Origin of the sequence: Pseudomonas sp. Irchel 3H7, from assembly GCF_900187605.1 — a bacterium.
In the GTDB taxonomy this organism is placed as follows: Bacteria; Pseudomonadota; Gammaproteobacteria; order Pseudomonadales; family Pseudomonadaceae; genus Aquipseudomonas.
Genome location: NZ_FYEA01000002.1, coordinates 185030 through 206731 on the forward strand (window position 1 = coordinate 185030; position 21702 = coordinate 206731).

Below are 21702 nucleotides of genomic sequence, written 5' to 3' on the forward strand. Positions count from 1 at the left end.
AGTTGGGCACTGTATGGAAGCGTTACGCATTCAATCTGGCGACATTTATCGTTCATGGACGGCAGCCTCGGAGTGTCGCCCATGAGCCTGCATACGCGCACCAAACGCCTGACTGTACCGCAATTGGTGGCCATGAAAGGCCAACAGAAAATCGTCTCGCTGACGGCCTATTCCAGCGCGATTGCCAAACTGATCGACCCCATTGTCGACTTCATTCTGGTCGGTGATTCCACAGCCATGGTCGGTTACGGCCGCCCCTCGACACTGAGCATGCAGCTCGAAGAAATCATCGGTCACACGCGTGCGGTGGTCGATAGCACGCGCCTGGCCTGTGTGGTGGCCGACATGCCGTTCGGCAGTTATCAGGAATCCCATGAACAGGCCTTTCGCAATTGCGCTCAGGTGTTGGCGCGCACCGGTTGTGATGCGGTGAAGCTGGAAGCCAACAAGGCCTTGGCGCCGACGGTCGAGTTTCTGGTGGCGCGCGGGATTCCGGTCATGGCCCATGTCGGGTTGATGCCGCAGTTCGTCAATGTCATGGGCGGTTTCAAGGCCCAGGGCCTGACGGCCGAAACCGCTGCGGTGATTGCCGAAGACGCCCGCGCCAATCTCGACGCGGGCACCTTCAGCCTGTTGCTCGAAGGTGTGGCGGAGGGCGTGGCGCGGCAGATTACGCTGGAGTCGAAAATGCCCACCATCGGCATCGGCGCTTCACCGGCCTGCGACGGGCAGGTGCTGGTCACCGAAGATGTACTCGGCCTGGGCGGTGAACATCTGCCGCGCTTCGTCAAACGTTACGCCGATGTCGGTGCGGTGATCAGCGAGGCTTGTGCGCAGTTTGCTGACGATGTGCGCCACGGCCGGTTTCCTGAAGCGCGGCATTGCTATGGACTGTAGACGCGGTTTTCTTCAGTGATCGCCTGCGCCAGTCGTTGCACCGCGTGGGCGATGTTCTTGTCCCAATCAAGGCTGTAGCTCAGGCGCAGGTGCTGGTTCCAGGCGCCTTGCTGGCTGAAGATTTCGCCGGGGGCGATGACGATCCGCTCGGCCAGCAGGCGCTCGAACACCCGTTGCATGTTGATCGGCCGCACAGCCTTGAGCCAGAAACTCGCACCGCCTTGCGGGGCGAGCACCTGCCAGTGGTCGCTACCGTGCACTTCCAGCAAGGTCTGCAGCTGTTGCATGCGCTTGACCAACAGTGCGCGCAACATAGTCAGGTGCTGGTCAATACGCCTGGAGTTGTAGAGTCTGGCAATCGCTTTCTGCCGCATCGGCGAGAGGCGAAATCCGCGCTGCATAAACAGTCGATGAAACTGCGCGGCATGCTGGCGACACAGCACGTAGCCGTACGGCGCTTCGCCGCCAATAATCTTGTCGAATGTCGAGAACACCAGCAGCTTGTGCGGATCGGCAAAGTCCCGATAACGCGTAGCTGACTTGGAGAAACTCAACTCGCCCCACGTGTCGTTTTCGAACAGCCAGATCGCCCGCTCGGCCAGCCAGCGACAGATCTGCTGTTTATCCTGCGCGGGCATCAACTGGCCCTGAGGAATATTCACCGTGGAGGAGAGCACCGCCAAGCGTATCGGTTCGCGCGTGAGTAACGCCTTCAATGCAGGCAGGTTGAAGCGGCCGTCATCGCCGAAGGGCATTTCGACAACGCGGATATTGGCCTCTTGCAACTGGCGCAGAATCGCCCACGAGCAGGGCGATTCCACCAGCGCCACAGTGCCACCGAGATTCAAGGCACTGAGCGACAACTCCAGCACACTGCGCAGGTCCGCGCCGATATACACCTGCTCGGCCTGCCAGTGGTTGTGAGTGGAACGGGTGTAGCGTTCAGCCAGGGCCGCGCGCAATTCCGGCTCGCCGAGGGGCTGATAGAGCGGCGCGTGCGAGCGCGGGTATTGGCGGGTCAGTTCGCGCTCCATCGTCAACAATGGGCCTTGCAGCGACAGCAGCATCGCCGGCGCATCGCTGCTCAGGGCCAGCATGCCGGGCTGACGGGCGCTGGCGAAGACGTGATCCAGAAGATTGCCAGAGTTGGCCGTCACAGGTGCCGCCGATATTGACCGGGTGAAATAGCCGAACCTGGCTTTGGCGTGGATTCTGCCTTCGTCCTCGAGCAGTGCGTAGGCGTATTTGGTCGTCGATACTGAAACGCCGAGGCGCAATGCCAGTTGTCGCAGTGACGGCAATTTTTGCTCACCCATGCCACTGGCGGCCTCGATCAATCCGACGAGGTAGTGGTAGACCTCCTGATAGGCGAACGCGGTGTCCTTGGGGGGCGTCAATGCTGTTCTCCTTGATTGTCAGCTTAGGGAGCAAACGGAAGACTGCGCTAAAGCAGTCAACTGTCCGTCTGCGCCGCCGCCCAGTGCTTCATTTCTTCAGCAATGAAGTGATTGACCAGGTCGCTGTACATTTTCTCAATGGCATCTGCATTCAAACCTTCGTTTTCGGCCCAGTCGCGACGGGTTGCCAACATCGCCTGAAAACGCTCCTGTGCCCGCACTGAGGCCGCCGAGGTCTTGAACTTCGAGGCAGCGAGTACGTACTGAAAGCGCTTGCCCAGCAGTTTGATCACCGCTTGATCGAGTCGGTCGATTTCACTTCGAATATCTTGCATGTCCGCACAGTCGGCGGGTTGTAACGTGTTGATGACGTCCATGTGCGTCTGTGCCTCTCGAATTGTTGTTGATCGTGCGGCGGGTTTTCAGCGGGTAAGCGCAGCGTTTTTTGTCACTTTGCCGGCGTTCTGAAAAAAACGCTCTGGGCGGCACGGTGCAAGGGCCGCAGATGACTGGCGATCCAGCAGCTCTTCACTGGCGAGGCGCCCGACGATTGCCGCCAGCGTCACTCCGGGATGCATCGCGCAAACGTAAACTCCGCCGACACCGGGCAGGTAACCGACAACGGGGATGCCGTCAGCGGGCATGGGCCGGAACCCGACGACGGCGGTTTGCGGCTCGATGGAAACCACTCCGTGAAGTTCATTTTGTATGCCTTCGGCGGTTCGCCAGGCAAGGTCTGTCGGCGAGTTGCCCGGCGCCTCGCCCAGATAATCTTCAGCGGCCAGCAACGTGCCGTCGGCACTTTTCCGAATTTCCATTTCGGGGCTGGAGATGATGCCTTTGACGAGGCCCGGTTGGGTCTTGTAGCGGATGAAAATGGCGGGGGAGGCGTCGATGGGCAGGGAGACGTTGAGCATCTGCGTTAACTGTTGGGTGCCGGTCCCCGCAGCAAGCACGACAAGGTCGGCATCGATCGCGCCCGTTGTGGTTTCAACGCCGGTGACATCGGCGTTGCAGGTTGTGAAACCGGTCACGCGGGTTTGCGTGAGCAATTGCGCGCCCAGCGCCCGGGCGCCGGCAATCAGGGCGTGGGTGGTTTGCACGGCGTCGAGTGCGCCTTCTTCCGCGCGATACAACGCGCAGGGTGGGGGATTTTTCAGGTTGGGCTCGCGGGCAAGCACCTCGGCAGACGATAACAATGTCGCCGACGCCGGATACTCTGCTGATTCGTTGTACGACAAAGCCCCGGTCCAGCGAATCTGCAAATCCGGCAGCTCGGTTTCGAGTCGTCGGTATGCTTCTATGGCCATACCGCGCAACTGCGCAATCGGATCAGCGCCGGCGTGCGAGGCATTGATCCAGGCGAAAGAGTTTGCCGTGACGCCGCTCGCGATCTCGTCAGCCTCGATCAGCGTGACGTGCGCTCCTTTGCCAGACAGGTGATACGCAAGGGCGGCACCGACGATGCCCGCACCGACCACCACAATTCGCCCATGTGTTGTCTGTTTCATTTCAACATTCCCTGTTGTCGATCGGCTGATCCTGCAGCAGGGAGACGCGGCGAGCAACCAGAAAAAAGCCCGGCCAAAGCCGGGCTCGTCCGCTGGCAACGGCTTAAGCAGGCATATCTCCGGCGGGCTTTTGGAATGTCAGTCCGTGACGGATGCTCAGTCGCTATGGATCAAGGGTCAGATTACGACGCCGAATGCTGACTGACGTGTTTTGGCCCCGCTAACGCCCAGGCAATCAACCCGAACAACGGCACAAACACGATCAGCACGATCCACACACCTTTATTGCTCGCTTTCCCCTCGCTCTTGCGCACCCGATTGATGGCCCAGAGTTCAATCAGCAGAAGAACTGCCGCCAGTACGATCCACACGGTTTCGATTTGCATTGGCTACCTCCTGATGGTCTGTTCGTTAGGTGGCGTGGGGGGCGGCGGGTTCATTTATTTTTCTTCAGTGCGTTGAGCTGCCGCGCCAGTTGCAAGGCTACGCGGCCGCTGTTGAAAGTCGGCAGCAGGTGGGTGAAAGGGATTTCGATGATCCGGTTTTCGCGCACCGCGCGCAGTTGCGACAACACCGGGTCGTGGGTCAACAGATAGCGTTTGCGGCGAGCGGGTGACCATTCGGCGTCGGCCAGCAGAATCACGTCCGGGTCGCTGGCCAGCAGGGTTTCGCTGTTGACGGTCACTCGATAGAGGTTGATGTCGGCAAAGACATTGCGTGCCCCGGCAGCGGCCAATAACGGGGTGACAAACCCCCGCCGACCTTCGCTGTCGAGGCCTTTGACTTCGCTGTCGAGATAGAACACCGACAGCGATTTACCCGCATCGGCCAGGGCTCGGGCACTGGCGAGGTCGGCGTCCATGGCCTCACTCAATTGCCGCGCCTGTGGCTGTTTGTGCAGCAGCCTGCCCAAGGTCAGCAAGTCATTGCGCACATGCGCGAAGTAATCCAGCGAATGCCCGTTGCAGGCCGACTCCAATAGATAAGAACCGACGCCATTGCGCGCCAGACCCGAGCGTGAAATCACACCGTCGCCGAATGCCGTGGCGAACCCGCCAATCACCAGATCAGGTTTCTGTGCGTAAAGCACTTCGCTGGCCGGGTATTGCCGCGCGATCACCGGCACACCGAAATACGCGGCTGGCCGCTGACCGGCATCGGTGTCATCCAGATACGCCACGCCAACCAGCGCTGGCCCGGCACCCAGCGCCAGGACGAGATCCGCCGCATGCTGATTGAGCGCGACGACGCGCGAAGGCGCAGCGGCGTTCCAGTCCTCGCCGCAATTACTGAAGCTGTCGGCGAGTGCCGGCATTGAACAGAGCAGGGCGCCAAGCGCTAACAGGATCGATTTCATCCCTGCGCCTTGATCAGCAAATCCGCGACCACTTCACCGCCCACCAGATGCCCCTCGACCAGCCGCTGCACCTCTTCATGGCTGTGCACGCCATACCAGCAACGTTCCGGGTACACCGTCACAATCGGCCCCAGATTGCACGGAAACTGGCAGTGCGTGCGCGTCAGCAAGACGCCGCCCGGCGTCTCGATGCGATCGTGCGCCAGCAAATGCCGGCGCAGGGTTTTCCATAACTGCAAGGCGCCGCGCTGGGTGCAGCGCGGGCCGGTGCAGAGGAACACATGGCGCGCATGCTCGGGCACATGCGACCAGTCCGGGTGCGTATCGACGCCGTCGACGGTTTTGATTTCACTCATCAGAAGCAGTACGTGTAGCGTACTTCGGAGGTGAACGGCCGGCCGAGGTTGTCGACGTTGCTCGAACGGCTGGTGACGTAGTCGCGGTCGAAGAGGTTTTCCACCAGCAGACTCACCCGGTGTTGGTGGGCGTTGTCGAGGTAGCGATAAGCGTCGGCGTCGACCACCGAATAATTGCCGTATTCGACTTGCTTCGAGCTTTTGATATCGCGGATGTAACGGATCGCACCGCCAACACCCCACAGGCGATTTTCCGATTCATAACCCACCCGCGAACGGGCGAAGAAGCTCGGGATGTCGTTGATGGTTACACCGGTGCGCGACTCGGTGAGGTTGCGGGTCATGTCCGCTTGCAGGCTCCACTGATCGTTGAGCGCCAGTTTCGCGTCCGCCTCGAAACCGCGCATCTGGATCGTGCCTTCACCGTTGACCCACTGAATGTCATCGACGGTGATCAGGTCGTCGATCTTGCGTTTGAACAGGGTCACGCTGGCGCTGAATTCGCGGTCGAGCAGAAAGCCTTTGTAGTCAACACCCAGTTCGGCGTTGCGGCTTTTTTCCGGTTTGAGATTGCGGTTGCCGATCTCGTCGCCCGGCTCGTTAACGAACAGTTGCTCGGCGTTCGGCAGTTTGTAGGCGCTGCCGTACTGACCGCGCACCGACCAGTTGTCGTTGAGGTCATACAGCGAAGTGAGCATGCCGACCGTGGCACTGTCGCCGCCGCTCATGGCCTCGTGACGCACGCCGATGCTCGGGTGCCAGTCGGGCAGGGCATCGATTTGCGGGCGCAGTTGCGTGTAGAAGGCGTGCGCTTCAGCCTTGTCGTTGTCGATAATCAGCACATCGTCCTGGCCCTTGAACCATTGGTTGTCGGTGCCGAACACCAACACATGGCCACCGGGTAATTCTGCTTTGCCTTCGGCCTGCACGCCCCAATCGGTGAAGCCCCAATAGTCGTTGTGGTTGATGACTTTTGTGCCGCCGCCGGCGACGTTGTTGACCCGGGTGTAGCGCGTGTCCCAGTCGTTGATATGGCCTTTGACGAAGTAGCTCAGACGCTCATTGACGGTCTGCTCGAAGGTCGCCGTGGCGATCTGCTGCACGCGGTCGTTGGTGGTCTTGTGATTGTCGACCGGACGGGCGAAGTCGAGGTTGGCGTCGGCGTATTGGTAGAACAGTTCCAGCCGCGCATCCTCGCCAAACGACTGAATCGCCTTACCGCCGAAGGTGGTGACTTCGTAGGCGCGGTTCTTCTCGCTGACGTTTTTCATGTCGCGGTTGCGATAGGGCTGGTAACCGTCGGAGACGTTGTGGCTGACGTACGCGAGCAAACCGAGATCGCCGAAACCGTTGCTGAAGATGTTTTCGACCCGAGCGTCTTCGGTGGTGCCGCCGAAGCTGTCGACGCCCAGATTCACCTCGCCGGAGGCTTTGCGCGATTGCGGGCTGCGGGTGACGATGTTGATCACCCCCGACACCGCCTGGGTGCCGAACAACAGGCTCTGCCCGCCCTTGAGCACTTCGATGCGCTCGATGGCGTTGGCCGGCAGGGTGTCCAGATAGAGGCCGCCGTACAGGCGATTGTTCAGGCGCACGCCGTCGAGCAGGATCAATGTGTCGTCGTTGCGTCCGCCCAGCAGCGAATAGGTGCCGTAGTCGAACGGGCCATTTTTCGGCGCGACGTACAGGCCGGGAATGAACATCTGCATCACGCGACTGACATCGGCACTGGGGCCGGCGCGCTCGATCTGTTCGCGGCTGACGATCTCGACCTTGCTGCCGAACTTCGCCATGTCGGCGACCGTGGTCGACTCCACCGACGGTGCGGAAACGATTTGCTGATTGAGTTGCAGTGGCGCGTCATCCGCCAGCAACAGAGGACTGCAAAGGCAGCCGAACAAGAGGGTTGGAGCCGAGGTGTAGAAAGGTCGAATCATTGTCTTCTCGAAAAGGATCTTCGCAGAAGAGCATGCAAGAGAAGGCATCGCGCACAGCCAATACCGGCCCATGCCCGCCCACCGCAGGATTTTGCCAAACAGCAATTCAGGCCGGTCTCCGGGCTCGCGCGTATCGAGGCTTTCACCTTCCCATGGCCAAGCGGCCACAGTGGTGTATCGAAAGCATCACGCGCATACCGTTGCGGGGGCAGCACCGGACTTGTTCGAAAAGAACGTACCGGTTTCCCGTTTCACCCCATGCACGGCGGCATGGGACACCTGAAACTGGGCGGCATCTGAACATTCGAATGACCGTTCGTCAACTTGCCGATACAGGTACTCGACCCGCGAATTACCAACTTTGGAAATAACTACTAAGGTCTATAGCGGTAATCACAACGCAATATCGCGCGGCGTCGACAGGCGTGAGGGATTCGCCACGTACGCTGAACAGGGAGGTTCTCATGCACGGTGCCAGCGGCCATCCTCACGGTGGGCACGCCCCGCATTTCATTCGCAGCGCTTTACTGGTCGCCATGGCCAACACCCTGATGCTCGCAGACGCTCAAGCTGCGTGCGGGCCTTTGGCGGCGGGTGCCTACAACGTCTCGCAAACCTGTTTGCCGGCGGCCGGCGTCGATGCGTCGATCAGCACGCAGTCGGGCACTACCATTACCACTACGGCGGGTTCCTCGCTGAACAGTCGTGGCAACAATGCCAACACCACGCTGACACTCACTGGCACCACGGTGAACAGCACCCCCCCAACCGCCGCCAACGCAGTGTTTGCCAATGTCATCGGCGCGACCGGCAACGCCAGCCTCAGCGTCAATGGCGGGACCAACACGGTGAATGTCGGCGGCAGTGGCCTGGACGCGCTGGCGATCACCAATGCCAGCGCTGGCTCGTCGACGTTTTCGGTGAGTGCCGGCACCACGCTGAACATCCTCAATACCGTGGTCGGCAATGAACACGATGGCATCGACATCAACGCCAGCGGCGGCGGGGCGATCAACCTGAATCATCAGGGCAATGGCCAGATCACGTTGCTCGGCGGCAACGGCGTCTGGACCAAAGCCACGGGCAGTGGCGAGACCAACGTCAACGTCGGCAGTGGCGTGAGTATTCTGGTCAACAACGATGATGCACTCTCGGCCGGTCTTCCGATCATTGACGACACTTTGCCGACTGCCGGCATTGGTAATCACGCCGGCGTGCATACCCGCGCAGTCAATGGCAACACCACACTGATCAACGCGGCGAATGTGCAAAGCATCGGCATGAACGCCTTTGGCTTGTTCACCGAGGGCGGCACAGGCAATACCCGCCTGACCAACAGCGGCAACCTGAGTACCAGCGGCCTCAACGGTTTCGGCATTCGTTCGTTTTCCAGCGTTGGCAGCATCGCCATCGTCAACGACGGCGCCATCACCACCACGGGTGGCGGCGCCCACGGTATCTATGCCAATGACAATGTCGGCGGCAGCGGTTCGATCAGCATCGAGAACAATGCTGCCATCAACGTCGGCAGCACGGCCAATACCGCCGGTTCGCGGGCGATCTACGTGATCAAGCGCGGTACCGGTGATGTCGCGATCACGGGTAGCGGCAATATCAAAGTCCTCGGCGACATCAACACCACCCGGGCCTACGCGATCATTGTCAGCGCCGAAAACAACGATGTGCTGATTGATTACTCGGGCGATCTGTTCGCCAGCGGGTTTGGCGCGGGCGGTATACGGGTCGATTCGACCGGCGGCAATGTTCAGGTCAACTACCGTGGCGATCGCATCGAAACCCTGCACAGCAACGCCAACGGCATCTATGCCTCGACGCAGTCGCCGACGGGCACGGTCAACGTCAATTCCGGCGGCACGATCATCACCCACTCGAACGCTGGCTCGGGCGACGGCACGGGCATTGGTGCTTTTGGTATCCAGGCGCTGACGCTGGGCGGCGACGTGGGTGTCGTGTTCAACGGCCCGCTGATCGACGTCAACGGTCAGGGCGCGGCGATTCTGGCCGGCAATGCCTTCAACTCAGGCAGTGGGCTGGGCACATTGAGTGTCAGTAACAGCGGGGAGTTGATCGCGCGGGGCAATCAACAACGCGGTATCCGAACGTTGTCGGTCACTGGCGCGCAAAGTGTGGTCAACAGCGGCGCGATCCAGACCTTCGGTGCCAGCGACAGTCAGGGCATTCTCGCCCAGGCCTCGGGCGCCGCGAATTTGACCGTCAACAACAGCGGCGCGATCACTACTCGAGGCGTTGGCTCGTCGGCCATAGACGCCTTGACCGAGGGCGGCAGTGTCAATGTCAGTAACAGCGCCACGCTTCAGGGTGGGTGGGCCGATAGCAGCGGCATTGCCCTTGGCGGTGCGAGCCAGACGTTGACCAACTCAGGTGCGATCACTGCGCTTAGCGATGTCGCCGTACGCGCCGATGCGACCACACCGGGCACGACGTTTGCGCTCAACAATACCGGGCAGATAACCGGCGTTGTGAATGCCGTCAGCGCGGCCAGCACGGTGGCCAACAGCGGCACCTGGACACTGCGCAATTTCACCGCCAGTAGTGCCAGCGGCAGTCGCGATACCTGGGGCGTTGCCGTCAGTGATCTCGGCTCATCGGGCGCCAACAGCATCGACAACAGCGGTGTGATTCGTCTGGCGGCGCAACCGGCGACGGGCATCGTCAGCTTCAACGCCAGCGGCGCCTATCTGCCCTTGGGGCAAACGGCCAATACGCCGACGCTGGGCGGTGCTGTACAGGGCCAGTTGCTCGGTGTAAACCGATTCACCCATAGCGGCACGCTCGACCTTGCCGCCGGCAGCAACACGGTCGGCAATGTGTTGCTGATCAGCGGGGCCAACACCGTCGGCACCGATGGCGGCGGGGTGTTCGTGTCCAATGGCGGCCGGCTGCTGCTTAACACCACGTTGAATGGTGGTGGCGCGAACAGCCTCTCGGACATGCTGGTTGTGGATTCGACAACCACCGCCAGCGGCGGCGCCACCGGCGTGATCGTGAGCAATGTCGGCGGCCAGGGCGATCTGACTCAGGGCAATGGTATTGCGGTGGTCGAACTGCTCAACAAGACCGAAGCCGCGAGCGACGCCAATGCCTTTCAACTGGCCCGGCGTGTTGTCGCCGGTCCGTACGAATATCGCCTGCAGCAAGGTGCCCAGGACGGTAGCGGCAAGGACACTTGGTATCTGCGCTCGGACGCGGTACCGCCGGACGGTCCTCCAGGCCCGGATCCGACGCCCGATCCCGATCCGGGTCCTGATCCGACGCCCGATCCTTCCCCGGTACCCAATTACCGTCCGGAAGTGTCGCTGTACGGTGCCGTGCCCGCGCTGGCCTTGGTTTACGGCCGGACAATGGTCGACACCCTTCACGAGCGGGTCGGCGAGGAACGCCTGAATCGCGGTGATCCATTGCCCAAGGAAGACGAATCGACGTTGGCGCCATCGATGGGCTGGGGCCGGGTGATCTACCGCAGCGGCAAACAGGATGGTGACCGCAAAAACGCCTTGGGCAACACACCCGAGTACAACTATGACCTGACGGCATTTCAGGTCGGCACCGACCTTTACCGCAAGGACCGGCCCGACGGCAGTCACGAGCAGGCCGGGCTGTCATTGTCCGCCGGCACCATCGACGCTGGCGTCAGCCACTACACCCGGCGCGCCGCCGGCGAAGACACCTTGCGTGCGTACGGCGTCGGCGCGTACTGGACGCACTTCGGCCCCTCCGGCTGGTATCTGGACGGGGTGTTGCAGGTCAACCGCTTTGACATCGAAGCCAAACCCAACGACATGGCCAAACTGAAAACCCGCGGTTGGGGCTACACCGCCTCGCTGGAAAACGGCTACCCGTTCGAAGTCGACAAAGACTGGTACATCGAGCCGCAATTGCAAGCGATCTACAGTTACGTCGATCTGGACAGCAGCGATGACGTCGGCGCGAAGATTCGCTTCAAGGACGTCGACTCACTGATTGGCCGCGCCGGCGTGCGTATCGCCAAGGACTGGGACACCGAGGGCGTCGACAACAGCGCACGGCGCACCAATGGCTGGATCCGTCCGAGCATCTGGCATGAGTTCAAAGGGCAACCGAAAACCGAGTTTTCCTCCGAGTCGGGGTACATTCCGTTCGAATCCGACATTCAGGGCACGTGGGGTGAAGTGAATGTCGGGGTGGATTACCAGGCCAATCAACGCACCACGTTTACCGCATCGGCCGGCTATCGTCAGGGGTTCGATGGTGACAGCCATGGGTATGACGCGATGCTGGGGTTCAAGATCAATTTCTAGGGCTTTTGTACACGCCGCAAACCCTACATTGGATGGCTTGCTGACGCTCGGCCCTATATCCTTCACGCCTGTTTGATGGACTGACTTAGGGAAGAATTGCATGCCGTTCAGGGTGATGGTGGTCGGTGGTTACGGAAATTTCGGCAGTATCGTCTGCCGGCACCTGGCGCTGATGCCGGAGATCGGCTTGGTACTCTCCGGCCGTGATCCGCGCAAATTGCAGCGCAAACTCGATGAGCTGGACAGTCAATCGGGCAACGTCTGCGAAGGCTGGTGCGGCGATGCCATGGGTGCGGAGTTCGAAGCCGCTTTGCGTGCGCTGAACATTCAGTTGGTCGTACACACCGGCGGGCCGTTTCAAGGGCAATCCTATGCCGTTGCGCAGAGTTGCATCGATGCCGGCGTGAACTATTGCGACCTGGCGGACTGCCGCACGTTCGTCAACGGCATCGACGTGCTTGATGCGCGGGCGAAGCAGGCGGGTGTGGCGATCCTCAGTGGTTGCAGCTCGGTGCCGACGTTGTCGTCAGCCATTATCGATGAGCAGCGCCAACGCTTTTCGCGCATTGACTCGATCGAGCATGGCATTTCCTCGTCGGCGAAAATGCCGGGGCTGTCGACCATCGAAGGCGTGCTCGCTTACGCCGGCAAACCGATCAAACAACTGAAAAACGGCAAGGTCCACGAAGTCTCCGGCTGGCTGGACCTGTGCTTGCGCAAAATGCCGCAGATGGGCACCCGATTGCTGGCCAACGTTGATGTCCCCGACATGGATATTTTTGCCAATCGTTATGGTGCGCAGACCTTGAGCTTCAAGGCGGGCGCCGGTCTCAAACTCGGCGGCATCGCCAACGGTCTGCTGGCTCAGGCGCTGAAAATCGGGCTGGTGCGCGACCATGCTTTGTGGGCTGCAAGATTGCATCGCCTGGGCACGCGGTTCGAGCGTTTCGGCGATGGCAAAAGTGCAATGTACATCGACGTGCAGGGCCTTGGCGTCGACGGCAAACCGTTGTCGATGACCGCGCAACTCACCGCCCTGAATGACAAAGGCCCCGAGATTCCCAGCTGCGCTGCCGTGGCACTGGCCACTAAAATGGCGCAAGGCTACGTGCCGTCCTCCGGTGCCCGGCCTTGCGTGGGCGAAATCAGCGTCGCCGAATACATGGCCGCGATCAACGACCCGGCCAACCTGAGCCTGGCCGTGCATTTCTCCGACGGGCATCGCTGACATGCTCTATCTGTGCCTGAAGTACTTGCACATCATCGCCGCGATTTTCCTGTTCGGCTTCGGCATGGGTTCCTACCTCTACCTGATCGCCGCCAGCCGCACCGCCAACCCGCAGGTCATAGCGCACGTCGCGCGCATGGTCGTGCGTTTCGACACGTGGATCACCACACCGGCCGGGTTCGTGCAAATCATCACGGGGTATCTGTTGATGCGACTTTCGGGTTTGTCGATGAGTACCGACTGGGTGCTGACCTCGCTGATTATCTTCTTCTGCGTCGGCTCGCTGTGGCTGCCGGTGTTGCTTCTGCAGAAGCGCTTGTACGTAATGGCATCGAGTGCGAGCGAGACGGGGGCCGACCTGGATGAGCAATACCAAGGCGTGTACCGCCAATGGTTATGGATGGGCGTGCTCGGTTTTGCCGGGATGTTCGTCATTGTACTGATGATGGTGACGAAGATGACACCGCTGCAGTTGTTCAGTTTTCTGGCGTAGGTACAGTTGCTTTGAGAAAGCGCTGTTCATGATCTGGAGTTGGCAACAGGCAGGTGTCGTACTTGCCGAACAGGCGATAGCGGTTCAGCGCAATGCGGTCGTAGGCCCAGTCACGCAAGCCTCGCGGGAAGACGCGCAGCAGTCGCAATGGCTGCCAGCGGGCGGGTAATTGGCTGATGACTTCGAGAAAAGCGTCGGAGCGTTCCCAGTAGTGGCGGTCGCGGATTACGGCCATGGTGTCGAACTGATCTATGGGCAGGCCGGCCCACGCCAGAAGTGCCTGGCCTTCGGGGGATTGCACGGCGGCGAGGCGCACGCGGTGCTGGTGATCGTGGCGAATGAGGAACCGCGCCCAGCCATTGCAGAGCTTGCACACGCCGTCGAACAGAACCACGGATTCGCCGGGGTTGAGCAGCGGGGCGGGGGTTGGGCGGGTTTTCGGAGTGGGCATGGGCTGGGTTCGGGAGAGGCTGGAGTGCTGCGATCATAGCCTCAGAAAGTACGATCTGCGAATGGCCAGTATTCGGCGAGAGCCGGGCGAGTGCCTGTGGAAAAGGTACAGACCACGTTTAGAGGCGTGATCTGTCTCCTGTTGCCGTCACACCGCTCTTTCACCACCGCGCACTTCACCGACGCGATGCTTCACTCCCGCCCGCAGCGCATGCCGAAGCTTCAACGCCGGCCGTTCGACGCAGTAATACGAAACACCACTCAGCAAGAACGACAGCACCAACACCGTTGCAATCTTGTGCCAGTCGAATGAAGTAATCGGCGAGAGACCGTGCAGGAAGTAGAACACCACGAAGTGATTGAGGAATACGCCGTAGCTGATGTTGCCCAGGAACTCGTCAATCCGGTGAAACTTGAGCTTCGTCAGCAAGAACACTGCGGGGATGCCCACGGCAATGCCTGCGGCCACTTCAGCGTTGAACGGTCGGCGTTCGATCCATCCCGCCATGATCGCTACAAAGATTAACGCCGCCGCCACAGCGGTACCACCAGCAATCGCTAAACCCTTCGCCTGTGGTTTGTAGAGATAGCTGCCGCACAGGAAGATGAACAGGACACCCGGCAACAAACGGTAGCCGTAAAAGTCGGTGTTGATGAGTCCAAGACACGCGGGGATGAAGACCGCAACGGACAAGGCGAAAGCCACACCGCGTGCTCGGTAGATGAGCAGGAACGGGATCACCAGGTAGAAGCACATCTCAAGGCCGAGCGACCACGCCGGTGGCAAAATCCAGATTCCGGATGCACCAAACATATAGAACCCGAGGGGCACGATGGCCAGGCTCGCGGCGATGTTTTTGACGGTTAATTCGGCCGCTTGCGGCGTACCGGGCAGCAGGAAGTAGATCACCGCACAAGAAACGACGAAGTAGAACAGGAACTGCGGATAAAGGCGCAAGGCCCGGTCCAGGTAGAACAGGCCAACTTTCCCGGGCGCCTTGTAGTTGCGCTCGATCAGTGAAGTCATCACGAAACCGCTGATGAGCAGGAAGGAAATTACAGCAACCACACCCGGGTTGAACCCCATGAACATCTTGCCCAGATGCGAAACGGCGACCATCACGGCCAATAGCAGACGTTAGGCTCCCACGTGTATCCCCAAACGACCTTGTAGTTATGGCGGGTAAATTACGATGGTTTGTGGGTGGATTACAGGTTTTTCTCTGCGCTCGGGGCTAGGGAATGGCGGGGAATTTCAGGATTTCGGAGAATGCGGGATTTATGCGAGTCATTCGCAGTGGGCGAGAGCGCTCGGCACGGAACCAAGCGCTCAGGGTAGGGCGGGGCACTTACTGCTCCACCCTGACGTTTCAGCCTTTGTTTGCGTTCAGCTTGCGCAGTTCTTCGTAGGTCGCCGACTGGACGAACCAGAAGCCGGAAATGATGCACCAGCACAGGGTGCCGGCCACGAAGATACCCAGCGCCGGGAGGAACCCGCTGGTGAAAATCGCGACGATAGCGACCAGCCAGATGAACGCCAGGGACAGATAGAGGACGGTGTTGTTGACGCTGATGACGAAGTCTTTCACAGGGGCATATTCCTTGCGGGATGTAGAAAAATTCCCCCTCTCCGGGGGGCGAACCCATGCTATCACATTGCCTTCATGGTTCAAGGAAGGGGAACTCATTGCCGTGTGGAATGGGGACAGATTTATTTATCAGGCAGACCGGGCGCTTCTGGCCGAAAGCACACGCCCAATGCAATCTTGAGCCCTTTGTGACAGCAGCCACACCCGCGCCACAAAGGGAACACCCCTCAATCCACCGGCACAACATTATCCAGCGCTCGATTCACCGCCAATTCCCCCAGCATCACCACTTGCGCAATCCCCAGCGCAGTTTTGCGGTGGCCTGGGTCAAGTAGGGCGGCGAAGTTGCAGAGCATTTCGGTGGCTGAGCCGAGCGATTCGCTGGCGTTAACCAGCAAGGACTCGCTGTCGTAGTCGGAATTGGCCAGAAACATGGGAGCGTGTTTTTTGTCGCTGCCCATGATGCGCTGGGTTGGGGTGAGGTAGTAATCGAGTGCTCGTTCTGCTGCGTCGTTGAGTGTTCGGGAATCCGGGAATTTGTAGGGTGAGACTGGATCGGTTTCTGGTGGATTCGGCGTTGGTTTGAACATAGATGAAGCTCCATATGGGACTTAAGGAGCCATCACCCTCGCTACCAAACGAAAGGTGGTGGCCATACGAAGGTTGGTAGACCGGCCCATATGGAAAATCCGGCGCGCCCGAAGACGCCCTGCGCATGGCCACCATAAAACAAATGCTGAAAAAGCATCTGCGCACGGTGACGTTATGCGTCATATGGAAGCGGGCTACCAAACCCCATCACTGTTTTTCAGTGACCCAGGAACGATAAAACCCGCGCCCCAGACGCACAAGCCGGCGGATTCTGGCGTAGTCGTAGGCAACGGCGCAAGACGTTGTAGCCTTAAGCAGGTAACGCGACGTGTCTTTTAAACAGCCACGAAAAACTCCTAAACACGCATCATCAACACGCCGTTCAAAATGACATTCGTCGGTCCACCCTGCAGTTCACGCAAAGGCTTGGAACCCTCACGTCGGGGAACGCATCAACACTAGGTTGCAACCCAAAAAGACGAGGAAGGATACCCATGTCAGTTCATCCGATTTTGTTTCTGGGCGGTTCCGGCGCCATCGGCCACCATTCTGCCAAAGCCATACGCGCCGCCCACCCCGAGGTCCCTTTACTGATCGGCGGCCGTGACCTGGCCAAGGCTCAACAAGCCGCGCAAGAAATGGGCGGGGCGCAGGGCGTGGTCATTGATCCTGCTGCCGAAGACTTGGGGTTGGGCGATCGCCCGGTTAGCGCCGTGGCGGTTTTCTACATGGATCATTCTCTTGCCGGGCTACGTTTTGCGCAGCAGCGCAAGATTCCGCACCTGAGCATTTCTTCCGGCGTGTTCGAGATTGCGCCGCAAATCGCCAGTTTCATCCATCGCCCTGACGCGGCGCCCATCGTCCTGGGTTACGAATGGATGGTGGGCGCGACGACCGTGGCGACATTGCACCTTGCCGAAGCGTTTGCCCGAGTGCGCGATATCCGTATTGATGCGCTGGTCGACGAAGAGGACGGTGGCGGGCCGACCGTGGCCAAGGATTTCGAACACCTGAACAAGATGCTGCCGGCCGCCCTGACCCGGCGCGACGGGGAGTACATCTGGCGCGAAGGGGAGGACAAGAACGTCAGCTTCCGCGCGCTGGACGGTACGCCGATGCAAGCCAGCGGTTTCTCGTCCATCGACGTCACTGGGCTGACGGCCGCCACCGATGCGCCGAATGTGCAGTTCAATCTCGCCAGCGGGGTCAGTTCTTCGCGACGCGCGGGGCGGCCGATGTCGACTGAGATCCTTATCGAAATGGCTGGCGAGGATCGCCAGGGGCGACCGTTGCACACTCGGCATGCCCTCGTGCATCCGGCGGGCGCCGCCGCGCTCACGGGGTTGAGTATCGCGATGCTGCTGGAGCGACTGCTCGGGCTCGATGGTCGAGCGCCCACTGCGGCAGGTCTTTACTTCCCTTATCAGTTGCTCGAGGCCGGTGCGTATCTGGAGCGTCTGAGCAAGGAGGGCGGTGAGTTGCTTGATTTGAAAGTGGAATAAGGCAGGTTTCTTTCGGAAAAGCCGATCTTGCTCATTGAGCCGCTGGCGAGCCTTGATGCGCTCGCCAGTGCTCATTCGCCCTCACGGCGATTGCCAAGCCCCGCCATCCGCCACCGGCACTTCACCCAGATCATAAGGATTGATCCCCTCAAGGCAGCCGACATTGAAGCCGAATTCATGCGGATTGGTACTGCGTCGATGATGGGTGTAGATGCCGCAGTTACCGCAGAAAAAGTGCTCGGCCACTTGCTGGCCAAAGCTGTACTTCAACAGCGCAGACTGGCCACGGATCACTTTCAGGTCCGCCGCCGGCACTGCCGCAACGACTGCGCCACGGCGTTTGCAGAAGGAGCAGTCGCAGCGATGCGGCGCCGGCAGGCCGTCGGGCAGGTGGATTTCGAGAATGACGGCGCCGCAATGGCAACTGGCTCGATGGTCACGGCGGATCAACGTATTGCCGATCTGTTTGAGCATGACTAAGCCTCCATCCAGTCCACCGTTGCCGTTTCGCGCCATTTGACCTCGGTGATGCCATACCGCTCGGCCTGGGGTTTAGAGATGACTTTCAACGGTGGCTTGCCGGGTTTGGGAATCGGCGCGATGCCGGCATCGCAACTCGCCCAATGCCATGCGTCAACATTGCGCATGGTTTTTGCGCGGATGACGAATGATTTTGGCTGGCCGTGAAGTTTGTATTCGATGACGAAGATGTCGACGTTGCTCATGCGTTCCTCCTTACGCTCATACGCAAATGAGTTTTGCCGTCGAAAAAAATTCAAAGGATTTTCGGGGTTTGTTTCAGGCTGCTGACAATTGTTTTGCTTTGAACGGTTGGAACCGGCGGAGGCCTAAAGATCAAGCCTTTGCCAAGCAGACAGAACAGGAAAAATCCCCTCGATTTCAACCCCGGAGGTACCCGGTGAACAAGACGATCAGTGCCGAGGATTTGAACATTCAGCTCAAACACAACGATGACGCTGCACTGTTCAAATGGCTGCTCGCCAGTTTCCTGATGGGCAAGCGGATACAGGCCGAAATCGCCGCCGAAGCCTATCGGGTGATCGCTGATAAACACGGGCGCGATACACCGCGCAAACTGGCCGCGTGTAGCCATCGTGAACTGGTCGCGATGCTCGGTGAGGCGCACTACGTGCGTTACGACGAGACCACCGCCGTACGGCTGCACGCCTTGGCACGCCGGTTAAACGACGAATACGCGGGCAAGGTCAGCCATATGGTCGAGGCCAGCGCTAATCGCCAGGCGTTTGAGAAACGGCTGGCGGAGTTCGACGGCATCGGTCCGAAAACCGTGGAAATCTTCATGCGCGAGGCAAGCGCTGTGATCAGCCTTTGATCGTGGGCCGTGACGAAAAGCGGTCACCGCCCAGATCGTGCAGAGCCTATTTGACTCGACGGCCAGAACGATTGATCGCCAACAGGCACAGCCCGACCAGCAGTGCGGCGCCTGCAACCAGCAGTGCCGAAGGTTGCATCGGCTGGCGCAAGCCTGATGCTGTATGCCGCTGCCATATCGCCAGTGGTCGGGTTTCAACGGTCGCTTCGTCAAACGTACGCAATGGTGAAACGGCTTCTGCCTGAAACGGCATTTCCTCGATGCTCAAACGCAGGCCATCTGACAGTTCCAGTGTCCGCGCGGTGATCGTGCCAACGATTCTGTCTGGATAAACCGGTTCGCCATTGGGGTCGAGTTGGTCATAGAAGAAGTTCTGCCCTTCGAGCCAGCCCACGGCCGTCTGCAACTCGGGGCCCAGGTAATACTTGCCGTCGAGGAAAAAGCCAGAAAACTGCGGCGCGCGCTCGACGCTTTCAATGCTGTAACGCTCACCCGCTTTCATACCGGTTTCAGGGGCAATCATGGTCAATCCCTCCGCTGTAGGTTCAGCGGTAGAGAACACGGAGCGACCGTCGTTCCATGTAAAGGAGGAAAGGTAGCCGTTGTCCCGAAATGAACCGGTAAACGGTGAAAACAACTTGCCCCGATGAAGACCGGACGAAGTAGCAGCGCTACAGGTTCATCGGGTGCCAGGGCTTTTCTATGTCCGTCAGGCCCGAGGTGGCGTTTGAGGGGCGGCACCAAACGCTATCACCGGTGTGTGGCTCAGACAGTAGCGAGCAGCGGAAGACGCGCCAACATGTTTTTCAACGCCAGTGCATCCCACGGCAGGTGTTCGGCGATGCCGATGCCTACAACGTCAGCAATGCTGGCAATGTCTGCCAGCAGCCGCACCACATGGGCGATAGACATCCTGCCTTGGGCGACGCCGTCAAACGTTCCCGGTGGTGCTTCTGGATTGGCGAACAGCAGCGAGCGGAAACCGTTCGGATCCAGTACATCCAGATCCAAGTGAATGGCCAGGTGTTTCGCACCGGTAGAACGGAACCATTTCAGCACCGGTTCGCTGCTGTGGGCCAATTGCGCGGGGCTGGCATGTTGCAGTCCCAGGCGTTCAATCAGAGCGGTTTCCACAGGCATTGTTTCCATCAAACCGGCATACATCACGTTTGCCGGTTTCAGCGGACATTTGACTGCAGCAGCAAAGTCCGCATCACCTTCGCCCAGCAGATTGCCCAGCACCATGGCGTGGGCATTGGCGAAGTCCGCAGGCGTTAACACGTCGGGGTGTGCATCGACCCAGAGCACGGCAAGGTCGCCGGCATAGCGCTCGTTGAGGTAGGCGAACGGTGCGAGATCCACCAGACAATCACCGCCGAGAATGACCATCCGATCCGGTGCATGCTCATCGATAATCGCCCGCGCACTGTGCAGTTGTTGCAACAACGCGCTACGCCCGCGGATCCCGCTCTCCATCGGTAATGGCTCGTCACTTGGCATTGCGACCGGCACCTCAGCCACCGGCCCGTGCGGATCGGGTGCCAGCCAGGCCAACAGTTGCGCGCCGAAATGATAAGGAGGGTTGTTGCCACCCTGCCATTGGGGGAAAAGCAGGCGCAGGGTTTTATCGTTCGAAGGGGTCATGCCGAGATTCCTGATGGGGGCGAGCAGACGGCTCAGAGGCGAAAAAGTACGGTGCCGGTGGCCTGGCGCGATTCGAGACGCGCTTAAGCCGTGTCATGGTGACGATGACCGCTATCGTGCGCTTTGCTGAACTGGCCAGACACTTCGCCTGACTGGCCAAGCGGTCATTGCTGTTTCGAAAAGACGCTGGGTGAAACGCCAAAAGCGCTTTTGAAGGCGCGGCTGAAGTGCGCCATGTTGGTGAAACCAAAGCAGGGTGCGACTTCGCTGACGCTGCGAGACGGGCCTTTCATCAGCGCCGTCCGGCAAGCCTGAAGGCGTTGCTGCCACAGCCAGCGAGTGGCCGTTGTGCCCTCCATGGCGAACAGGCGGCTGAGTGCGCGCGGGGAGACATGAATGGCTTGTGCGATGGCCGCGAGGTCCAGCCCGGTGTCCTCAAGGTTGGCCAGCAGAAGTCTTTGGCTTTCATCAGTTGCGCGTCATGACGGCTCGAGTGGCCAAGATCCGCGAGGTCGAACGCGCCTTCGAAAGCTGTGGCCAGCACTTCCAGCAACGCGCCACTCAAGCGTTCGCCGGCACGGGTTTGCTGAGGGCCGGTATCGAGCACTTCAATCATCATGTTGCCGGCCAGTCTTGCCAGTGCCGAATGGCTGTCGAGCGTGCGACTGACCAGGGCTTCGGGTCTGGGCAAGTGCTGGATCAATCGTTCGCGGGGGATCGCAATGACGATCTGATCGTCTCCCTTGGGGAAACGGCACCGGTAGGGTTCGGCACTGTTGAACAGCACGATATCGCCGCGAGCCTGTACCGATCGTCGCCCGCGTTGTTCCAGTTCGGCTTCTGTGCTGAGGGTGAAGCAAAGAAAAAACTGCTCAACGCCTGAATCTGTCTGTCTGCTTTCGTATTCGATGGGCGCCGATGAGATGTGCGTCAGCAGAATATCGCCTAGCGTGTTAGCGCTGAGGCGACCATCGAATGGCGTGTCGGACAGCGTGCGCTGGGTGGTCAGGCCGTAGGTGGCGCACACTACCTCGCTCCAATAGTCGAGCCGCTCTTTGGCAAGCAAGGATCGAGGAG

23 protein-coding genes and 1 riboswitch are annotated in these 21702 nt (G+C 59.9%); of the genes, 6 read left to right on the plus strand and 17 right to left on the minus strand.

The window, feature by feature from the left end:
- Nucleotides 1-81: 81 nt before the first annotated feature.
- Entirely contained in the window at nt 82-897 is an 816-nt protein-coding gene (gene panB, locus CKW38_RS04230; RefSeq protein WP_095111933.1) for a 3-methyl-2-oxobutanoate hydroxymethyltransferase, read from the plus strand.
- Here the strand turns inward: panB and CKW38_RS04235 are convergent.
- The 7 genes from CKW38_RS04235 to CKW38_RS04265 all read right to left on the minus strand — a co-directional run bounded on the left by CKW38_RS04235 (nt 885) and on the right by CKW38_RS04265 (nt 7455).
- On the minus strand, nt 885-2294 hold the full coding sequence (locus CKW38_RS04235) for a PLP-dependent aminotransferase family protein (protein ID WP_095111934.1): 1410 nt from the start codon (nt 2292-2294) through the stop codon (nt 885-887). The two genes, panB and CKW38_RS04235, sit on opposite strands and share 13 nt — an antisense overlap.
- Before the next feature lie 56 nt (nt 2295-2350).
- Nucleotides 2351-2671 carry an isochorismate lyase gene (locus CKW38_RS04240; protein WP_007916125.1) on the minus strand — a complete coding sequence of 107 codons (321 nt, stop codon included), beginning with the start codon at nt 2669-2671 and terminating at the stop codon, nt 2351-2353.
- Nucleotides 2672-2716: 45 nt separating this feature from the next.
- Nucleotides 2717-3805 carry an FAD-binding oxidoreductase gene (locus CKW38_RS04245; RefSeq protein ID WP_095111935.1) on the minus strand — a complete coding sequence of 363 codons (1089 nt, stop codon included), beginning with the start codon at nt 3803-3805 and terminating at the stop codon, nt 2717-2719.
- Between the two features lie 182 nt (nt 3806-3987).
- Nucleotides 3988-4191, minus strand: coding sequence for a PLD nuclease N-terminal domain-containing protein (locus CKW38_RS04250; protein ID WP_007916127.1), 204 nt, complete (start codon nt 4189-4191; stop codon nt 3988-3990).
- 50 nt (nt 4192-4241) lie between these two features.
- Nucleotides 4242-5162 (minus strand): ABC transporter substrate-binding protein, encoded by a 921-nt coding sequence (locus CKW38_RS04255; RefSeq protein ID WP_095111936.1) that lies wholly within the window; start codon nt 5160-5162, stop codon nt 4242-4244.
- Nucleotides 5159-5518, minus strand: coding sequence for a ferredoxin (locus tag CKW38_RS04260; protein WP_095111937.1), 360 nt, complete (start codon nt 5516-5518; stop codon nt 5159-5161). Before CKW38_RS04260 ends, CKW38_RS04255 begins: the two co-directional genes overlap by 4 nt.
- Nucleotides 5518-7455: a TonB-dependent siderophore receptor gene (locus CKW38_RS04265; RefSeq protein ID WP_095111938.1), complete on the minus strand. Its 1938-nt coding sequence runs from the start codon at nt 7453-7455 to the stop codon at nt 5518-5520. Before CKW38_RS04265 ends, CKW38_RS04260 begins: the two co-directional genes overlap by 1 nt.
- A gap of 91 nt (nt 7456-7546) precedes the next feature.
- A riboswitch (cobalamin riboswitch) is annotated at nt 7547-7753 on the minus strand.
- A gap of 166 nt (nt 7754-7919) precedes the next feature.
- Between CKW38_RS04265 and CKW38_RS04270 the strand changes: the two genes are divergently transcribed.
- The 3 genes from CKW38_RS04270 (at nt 7920) to CKW38_RS04280 (ending at nt 13495) form a co-directional block, all read left to right on the plus strand.
- Complete coding sequence (locus CKW38_RS04270) at nt 7920-11774, plus strand: autotransporter outer membrane beta-barrel domain-containing protein (protein ID WP_095111939.1); 3855 nt, start codon at nt 7920-7922, stop codon at nt 11772-11774.
- 100 nt (nt 11775-11874) lie between these two features.
- Entirely contained in the window at nt 11875-13002 is a 1128-nt protein-coding gene (locus CKW38_RS04275; RefSeq protein ID WP_095111940.1) for a saccharopine dehydrogenase family protein, read from the plus strand.
- A 1-nt stretch (nt 13003) separates the two neighbouring features.
- Entirely contained in the window at nt 13004-13495 is a 492-nt protein-coding gene (locus tag CKW38_RS04280; protein ID WP_007916136.1) for a DUF2269 domain-containing protein, read from the plus strand.
- On the opposite strand, the gene CKW38_RS04285 is transcribed toward CKW38_RS04280, so the two are convergent.
- The 4 genes from CKW38_RS04285 to CKW38_RS04300 form a co-directional block, all read right to left on the minus strand.
- Complete coding sequence (locus tag CKW38_RS04285) at nt 13479-13946, minus strand: thiol-disulfide oxidoreductase DCC family protein (RefSeq protein ID WP_095111941.1); 468 nt, start codon at nt 13944-13946, stop codon at nt 13479-13481. The genes CKW38_RS04280 and CKW38_RS04285 overlap by 17 nt on opposite strands.
- Before the next feature lie 147 nt (nt 13947-14093).
- A complete protein-coding gene (locus CKW38_RS04290) occupies nt 14094-15074 on the minus strand; it encodes an acyltransferase family protein (protein WP_371857957.1) in 981 nt (326 codons plus the stop codon).
- A gap of 241 nt (nt 15075-15315) precedes the next feature.
- The gene (locus CKW38_RS04295) at nt 15316-15534 is read right to left on the minus strand and encodes a hypothetical protein (protein WP_007916145.1); all 219 of its coding nucleotides are present in this window, start codon (nt 15532-15534) and stop codon (nt 15316-15318) included.
- A gap of 227 nt (nt 15535-15761) precedes the next feature.
- A complete protein-coding gene (locus tag CKW38_RS04300; protein WP_007916147.1) occupies nt 15762-16124 on the minus strand; it encodes a DUF6124 family protein in 363 nt (120 codons plus the stop codon).
- A gap of 495 nt (nt 16125-16619) precedes the next feature.
- Here CKW38_RS04300 and CKW38_RS04305 point away from each other — a divergent pair, with 495 nt between their 5' ends.
- On the plus strand, nt 16620-17627 hold the full coding sequence (locus CKW38_RS04305; protein WP_095111943.1) for a saccharopine dehydrogenase: 1008 nt from the start codon (nt 16620-16622) through the stop codon (nt 17625-17627).
- Between the two features lie 81 nt (nt 17628-17708).
- On the opposite strand, the gene CKW38_RS04310 is transcribed toward CKW38_RS04305, so the two are convergent.
- Together CKW38_RS04310 and CKW38_RS04315 are read right to left on the minus strand one after the other, a co-directional pair.
- Nucleotides 17709-18101, minus strand: coding sequence for a GFA family protein (locus CKW38_RS04310; RefSeq protein ID WP_007916151.1), 393 nt, complete (start codon nt 18099-18101; stop codon nt 17709-17711).
- A gap of 2 nt (nt 18102-18103) precedes the next feature.
- Nucleotides 18104-18352, minus strand: coding sequence for a DUF6555 family protein (locus CKW38_RS04315; RefSeq protein ID WP_007916153.1), 249 nt, complete (start codon nt 18350-18352; stop codon nt 18104-18106).
- Between the two features lie 194 nt (nt 18353-18546).
- On the opposite strand from CKW38_RS04315, the gene CKW38_RS04320 reads away from it, so the two are divergent.
- Complete coding sequence (locus CKW38_RS04320) at nt 18547-18981, plus strand: DNA methylase (protein ID WP_095111944.1); 435 nt, start codon at nt 18547-18549, stop codon at nt 18979-18981.
- Between the two features lie 46 nt (nt 18982-19027).
- Here the strand turns inward: CKW38_RS04320 and CKW38_RS04325 are convergent, their stop codons facing one another.
- From CKW38_RS04325 to CKW38_RS04335, 4 genes are all read right to left on the minus strand, one after another.
- A complete protein-coding gene (locus CKW38_RS04325) occupies nt 19028-19504 on the minus strand; it encodes a short chain dehydrogenase (protein WP_095111945.1) in 477 nt (158 codons plus the stop codon).
- Between the two features lie 242 nt (nt 19505-19746).
- The gene (locus tag CKW38_RS04330; RefSeq protein ID WP_095111946.1) at nt 19747-20625 is read right to left on the minus strand and encodes an arginase family protein; all 879 of its coding nucleotides are present in this window, start codon (nt 20623-20625) and stop codon (nt 19747-19749) included.
- A gap of 164 nt (nt 20626-20789) precedes the next feature.
- On the minus strand, nt 20790-20984 hold the full coding sequence (locus tag CKW38_RS30330) for an AraC family transcriptional regulator (protein WP_256588336.1): 195 nt from the start codon (nt 20982-20984) through the stop codon (nt 20790-20792).
- Entirely contained in the window at nt 20918-21652 is a 735-nt protein-coding gene (locus tag CKW38_RS04335) for an AraC family transcriptional regulator (protein WP_256588337.1), read from the minus strand. Before CKW38_RS04335 ends, CKW38_RS30330 begins: the two co-directional genes overlap by 67 nt.
- Nucleotides 21653-21702: the final 50 nt, after the last annotated feature.